Source organism: Trebonia sp. (assembly GCF_049794275.1).
In the GTDB taxonomy this organism is placed as follows: domain Bacteria; phylum Actinomycetota; class Actinomycetes; order Streptosporangiales; family Streptosporangiaceae; genus Trebonia.
The window spans coordinates 1-5,585 of the sequence record NZ_JBARCR010000028.1 but is presented as its reverse complement, the minus strand read 5'-3'; the positions used below and the strand labels follow the sequence as shown (position 1 = coordinate 5,585).

The window sequence follows — 5,585 nt, the reverse complement described above, 5'->3', positions numbered from 1 at the left end:
CACCTGCCCCGGCTGCGGCCGCGTGCCCCGGGGAGTATGCCGGCGCCGCCAGGCTCAACCCGCCAGCTCCATCACGCCGGGCAGGTGCTGCCGCACTGACCTGACCGCCGTCCCGCCCAACGGCGTGCGGCCTCAGCCTGCCCACGCGAGGTCGAAAACGCGGATCAGACCGGCGGCTTCGTCGACCGCGAATACGATGAACCCGAAATCGCCAACGTCGGCGACCCGCCGTCGCGGCACTCCGGCCGGCGCGCTGAACACCGGTCGTACGGGTCGTCGCAGATCCTGGCCAGCAGCGTCACGAGCATGTCGAACGCCTGCTCCGCAAGGCCGTACATCTGCCGGAGCGCGCCGGACTCCAGGTGCGGCCCGTAGCTCACGCCCAGGTACGGCGCAGCCGGATGTAATCCTCCAGGAGCATCCCGCCGCCAGTCCCGGTCAGCGCTTCCTGCGCCTCGTAGAAGCCGGGCCGGTTCACGGCGATCACCATCCCGCTCCAGAGCCGCAAGACGCGCCGCAGATGCCCCCGCCCGGCAGGATCTCGCGCACCGTCCAGGGCTTCCCGGTAGGCGGCGAGGAAGTTCGCGCGCTCCCGGCCGGGCAGTTCCCCGAGGATCCGCTGCGGATCCAGCGGATCCTCGGGATGTTCAGCGGGCCGGGCTGTCATGGCGTCATAGTACGGTCCTGCACTGGACGGATACCACCAGCGGCCCAGCGTCATCAGCCGCCTGTCCGCCAGGCTCGGTTCTCATCATGCACCACGGCCAGGCGCCTCCCGGCGGCGCAGACGAAACAGAACAACCAGATCTGCACGCCTGAGTTGATGGCCACCGAGTATCCAGCAGCCGAGCATATCGGCGGTTCCCGCGCGTCGCGCAGCTCGGAAGGCGCGACTCAGCGTGACGCGGAAGTTGGTCTCACCGCGCTGGCTGCTCTTGGTGCCGGGCGGCAGCTGCGAAGGCCGCTCAGGGGTTGGCGGTTCTGGTCTACCGTCGTTGATATGCCCGGCACGAAGCGGCCGACTCCCGAGGACGCCATGACTGCCCGTCGCGCCCTGCTCGACGGGCTGGTCCGCGACGCCGACATCTTCGAGGTGCTGAGCGGGCTCGCGCCTCTGCACCCGCGCAACGACACGTTCCCCGGCGAGGTGTTCCTTCATCTTGCCGCGGACGCGCTGGAGTGGTGCGGGGCCAGCCAGGCCGAGCCGCTGCCCCTAGAGGGACTGCGCGAGCGGTTCCTGCCCGAGTGCGCCTTCGGCGGACGGCAGAACGCGAAGCTTCAGTACGCAGTCCTGGCCGCAGCGGCCGTCCACGGCGGGACTGAGCCAGACCTGCTGGATGAGGTCGCCGCGTGGCAGACCGACGACTTCTGGCAATACGCCATGTACGCGGCGGTCGCCTACATCCGCGCCGCTGCCAGCAGGGCGGGCGTCCCAGTGCGCCAGGCATGCCGGGATCTGGACGAGAGCCCTGGCGACAAGACGCCATAGCGCCGAGTAGGTACGACTCATAGTTGGCCGCGGCGTATGCAGAGTCGCGCCCGTATCGGCCGGTTCTGTGTGCTTGTCATGGCGATGGCGAACGCCCCCCGCGGCACTAAAGGTTTAGCGGCACCCGCGCGACTACATAGGCATGTTGAGCTCACTGCACTCCAGCCTGAGCCGGGCCGGGCGGAGGCCGCCGGAGGTGCGGCATGGACGGTAGCGGCGAGGTGCGGCTCCCGCAGCGTCACGTCACTGAGCTGAGCTCGTTCTTCGCAGCTCATGACCGGTGGTTGTTCGGCCACGCGTTCCTGCGCACTCGTGGCGATCGCGAGCTTGCCGCAGATCTGGTCCAGGACACGTTCGAGGCGGCGGCAAGGGCGTGGACGAGGTTGCGCAGACGTGCTGGAGGCCAGCAACGAGCCTGGCTGCTCGGCACGCTGGCTAATAAGGACATCAGCGACTTCCGGCGCAGGGAGGCCTTCCGCCGCAAGCAGCCCGACATCCTGGCCAGGTACCAGGGCGCCACGTCTGATACCGCGGCTCGGGCCCTCCACTCGATAGCGCTGGAGCAGGCGCGGAAGATCATCGAGGACATGCCGCCAAGACAGAAAAAGGTCGCCCTGATGCGGTGGCAGGGCCACATGAAGGCCTCAGAGATCGCCGCCGAGCTAGGCATCGCAGAGAGCACCGTGCACGCTCATCTGCACACAGCCCGAGGCAAGCTGGTGGTGGGGCTGGAGCGGTACTACCCGTTCGGGATTGACAACGGAAAGGAGCACCCGTGACCTCTGACACAGGTCAGGATCATGAGCACCTGTTCTTGGCAGACTTCTACCCCGAGCTTGGCGAATACCTTGCCGGGCAATGCGCCACGAGATATGACGCCCACGCTGGCCGTGCCCGGTTCCGTGCCTGGCTCCTAGCACACGCGAAAGACAGAGCCGTCGCGGAAGCCGGCGAAGTAAAGGCCGGGCCCGAGGAGATCCTCGTTCTAGGTGATGACGACGACGAGGACCTGCCGACCGTCCAGGTGCAGGTGGCGGGCACCAGCGTCGACCCGGTCAAGGACTACCTGCAGCAGATTGGCAAGGTGCCGCTGCTCAGCGCCGAGCAGGAAGTCGAGCTGGCCAAGCGGATCAAGGCCGGCTTGTCCGCCGAGGAGAAGCTCGCTGACGGCAATCGGCTGAACGACGACCAGCGGCTGGACCTGGAGTGGATCGCCGAGGACGGCACCCGGGCTAAGAATCACCTGCTGGAGGCGAACCTGCGGCTGGTGGTGTCGCTCGCCAAGCGGTACACCGGCCGCGGCATGCCGTTCCTGGACCTGATCCAGGAGGGCAACCTGGGCCTGATCCGGGCGGTGGAGAAGTTCGACTACACCAAAGGCTACAAGTTCTCCACGTACGCCACCTGGTGGATCCGGCAGGCGATCACCCGGGCCATGGCCGGCCAGGCCCGCACCATCCGGATCCCGGTGCACATGGTCGAGGTCATCAACAAGCTCGCCCGCTTGCAGCGCCAGATGCTCCAGGACCTGGGCCGCGAGCCTACCCCGGAGGAGCTGGCCGTAGAGCTCGACATGACCCCGGAAAAGGTCATCGAGGTGCAGAAGTACGGCCGTGAGCCGATCTCGCTGCACACCCCGCTGGGCGAGGACGGCGACAGCGAGTTCGGTGACCTGATCGGGGACTCCGAGGCCATCCAGCCCGGCGAGGCGGTCAGCTTCACGCTGCTGCAGGAACAGCTGCACTCGGTCCTCGGCACGCTCTCCGAACAGGAAGCGGGGGTCATCTCCATGCGGTTCGGTCTCACCGACGGCCAGCCCAAGACCCTGGACGAGATCGGCAAGGTCTACGGCGTGAGCCGCGAGCGCATCCAGCAGATCGAGTCCAAGACCATGTCCAAGCTCCGGCGTCCTGGCCATGGCATCAACGACGAAGAACGCGGCGGCACCGGGCGGCCCCATAAGCCCTGACAGTCCCTGCCTTCGCACAGCGAGCCCGCCAGGCATCGGCAGTCCAGACTGCGCAGATCATCCATTCGTGCGCGGACGCGATTCAAGTATTGCGACGAAGATCATCGCCCAATAAGGCGGATCTGGAGCGTGAAGCCTTGGCGTCGTCAAGGATGGCAGCGGGGTCGGCGGCGGCGACTGGGCGGGTGACGGGGCAGGGCGTTGACGCGGGCGGGGGTGTTGGGCTGACCCGGCGGCCGGTGCCGCGGATGACCGGGAATTGGGGATGGACCCGGTAGCGTGAGCCAGGAGCGGTAAGCTCGCGGTCGGCGCGGCGAGGTCGCGTCATGGCATGGCGATAGAGGACGTGGACTGATGGCAACAGGAACAGTGAAGTGGTTCAACGCCGATAAGGGCTTTGGTTTCATCGCCCCCGATGACGGGACGGCGGACGTGTTCGTGCACTTCTCCGCGATCGCGAGTTCCGGCTACAGGTCGCTGGATGAGAACCAGAAGGTTGAGTTCGACACGACCCAGGGGCAGAAGGGACCGCAGGCGGAGAACGTCCGTCCGCTCTGAGGCATCACGCGGCGTGTCGCTGCTGCGGCGCGCTGGCCGGGCCGGCCGGCTGACCCGCCGGTATCAGTGGCGTGCGCGTATTCGGCGGGGGCCTGATACCGGTAATGGCCGCGCACGCGGCATCTGGTCCGCTTGCGCTGTGGGTCTGCGATCCGGTCAAGGTCTGGAGCGCAGGTCGGCGTTCCCGCCGACATCATCGGCTTCCGCGCAGAAAGCCACGTTCGGCGCGGCACAGACGAACTCCTGCAGAGAGACTGTTGGCGCGCCGTTAGGCGGTTCTTTGTGTGTGCTATCACCATGGATCGGCCACGGTCTGTGACCGCTGGCGTCCTCTGGCCGGGCCCTGTGGCACGTTCGTCCCGGGCCGGCAGGGGCCGGCGGCGGCATCTGCGGATAGCGCGGGGCTCTGCGGCCGGCTACCGGGACGGGAGGCCGGGCGCTTCGGGATGAGCCGGCGGTAGCGCCCGGTCAGGACCTGGCTGATGGTCGCGGGCCGGCAGGGGCTGTGCGGTGGCAGACCTGGCAGCCCGTGACCGGGAGATGGGTAACGGTTACGGGGAAGCGGCGGGAACGTCGGTGCTCATCGCGTCCCGTGTCGCCGGCCCTGTCACGGTGACCTTGCCCTCATGGCGTCCCGCGTACGCCGCGGGGCACCGGTGAGGGCTGCCGGCCGGTCGCGGGTGAACAGTAGGTGAACTGGGCATGGCGGGCGGCTGATGGTCCCCAGCGGGCCCAGTGTGCGGGAGGTGCCGGACGTGACCATGGGCGATCATTTCGGGCGGGTAGCGGCCGTCTATGAATCGCTGCGCACCACCGATGAGGCGCCGGTGCGCGCGATCGGCCAGTTCCTGCCGGACCGCCCCGTCACCGGCCTGGATGTCGGCTGCGGGACGGGACGGTACTCGCGGCTGCTGGGCGAGCTGCTGCCGGCCGGGTCGCTGCTGGCCGCAACCGACGTCTCGGCGGCCATGCTGGCCCAGCTCACGGCCGGCACCCGCGGCCACGCCCCGGGGGTGGTGCCGCTGCTCGCCGCCGCCGAAGAGCTGCCGTTGCGGGCCGCCAGCCTGGATCTGGTCACCGCGTTCAACTGCGTTCACCATTTCGACCTCGGCCGGTTCCTGGCCGACGCGGCCAGGGTGCTGCGGCCCGGCGGCCGGCTGTTCATCTACACCCGCACCCCGCAGCAGAACGCGCGAACGATCTGGGGCCGCTACTTCCCGGGTTTCACCGAACACGAGCAGCGCCTGCACAGCCAGGCCGCGATCCGGGACGCCGTCCGGCGCACCGATGGGCTCACGATGGTCGCAACACAGACCTTCCAGCACCCGCGCACGAGCACGGCCGAGCGGCTCGGGGCCCAGGCCCAGGGGCGCCACTACTCGACATTCTCCTTCTACACGCCGCAGGAGCTGCGCGCCGCCATCGCGACCTTCCTGGCCCGCCTGCCCAGCCCCGAGGTCTCCTGGGTTGACGAGCACCTGCTGGTCATCGCCGGCCGGAGCCGCCACCACCAGGCGGAGCCTGACGGCCCAGCCAGCCTGGCGGACCAGGCGATCAAGGATTCAGGCC

7 protein-coding genes and 1 pseudogene are annotated in these 5,585 nt (G+C 68.6%); 6 read left to right on the top strand and 2 right to left on the bottom strand.

Translation table 11 applies throughout. The features are described from left to right. Nucleotides 1–164: 164 nt before the first annotated feature. Entirely contained in the window at nt 165–380 is a 216-nt protein-coding gene (locus WA805_RS00695; protein WP_422325911.1) for a hypothetical protein, read from the bottom strand. Next, nucleotides 377–667, bottom strand: a complete 291-nt coding sequence (locus WA805_RS00690; RefSeq protein ID WP_422325912.1) for a DUF6247 family protein — start codon at nt 665–667, stop codon at nt 377–379. Before WA805_RS00690 ends, WA805_RS00695 begins: the two co-directional genes overlap by 4 nt. A gap of 333 nt (nt 668–1,000) precedes the next feature. Between WA805_RS00690 and WA805_RS00685 the strand changes: the two genes are divergently transcribed. The 6 genes and pseudogenes from WA805_RS00685 to WA805_RS00660 all read left to right on the top strand — a co-directional run. Next, nucleotides 1,001–1,489 (top strand): hypothetical protein, encoded by a 489-nt coding sequence (locus WA805_RS00685; protein ID WP_422325913.1) that lies wholly within the window; start codon nt 1,001–1,003, stop codon nt 1,487–1,489. Between the two features lie 203 nt (nt 1,490–1,692). Then, on the top strand, nt 1,693–2,268 hold the full coding sequence (locus WA805_RS00680; RefSeq protein ID WP_425241402.1) for an RNA polymerase sigma factor: 576 nt from the start codon (nt 1,693–1,695) through the stop codon (nt 2,266–2,268). A 143-nt stretch (nt 2,269–2,411) separates the two neighbouring features. Then, a pseudogene (locus WA805_RS00675) lies at nt 2,412–3,458 on the top strand (RNA polymerase sigma factor); the annotation flags it as partial. Nucleotides 3,459–3,812: 354 nt separating this feature from the next. Continuing rightward, nucleotides 3,813–4,016, top strand: a complete 204-nt coding sequence (locus tag WA805_RS00670; RefSeq protein WP_425241401.1) for a cold-shock protein — start codon at nt 3,813–3,815, stop codon at nt 4,014–4,016. Between the two features lie 510 nt (nt 4,017–4,526). Continuing rightward, the gene (locus tag WA805_RS00665) at nt 4,527–4,676 is read left to right on the top strand and encodes a hypothetical protein (protein WP_425241400.1); all 150 of its coding nucleotides are present in this window, start codon (nt 4,527–4,529) and stop codon (nt 4,674–4,676) included. Between the two features lie 77 nt (nt 4,677–4,753). Continuing rightward, the coding region (locus tag WA805_RS00660) for a class I SAM-dependent methyltransferase (RefSeq protein WP_425241399.1) at nt 4,754–5,585 on the top strand (832 nt) is incomplete at its 3' end.

Coding starts and splice junctions, on each gene's coding strand:
- WA805_RS00685 (WP_422325913.1), top strand. CDS start 1,001: ATGCCCGGCACGAAGCGGCCGACTCCCGAGGACGCCATGACTGCCCGT.
- WA805_RS00670 (WP_425241401.1), top strand. CDS start 3,813: ATGGCAACAGGAACAGTGAAGTGGTTCAACGCCGATAAGGGCTTTGGT.
- WA805_RS00680 (WP_425241402.1), top strand. CDS start 1,693: ATGGACGGTAGCGGCGAGGTGCGGCTCCCGCAGCGTCACGTCACTGAG.
- WA805_RS00690 (WP_422325912.1), bottom strand. CDS start 667: ATGACAGCCCGGCCCGCTGAACATCCCGAGGATCCGCTGGATCCGCAG.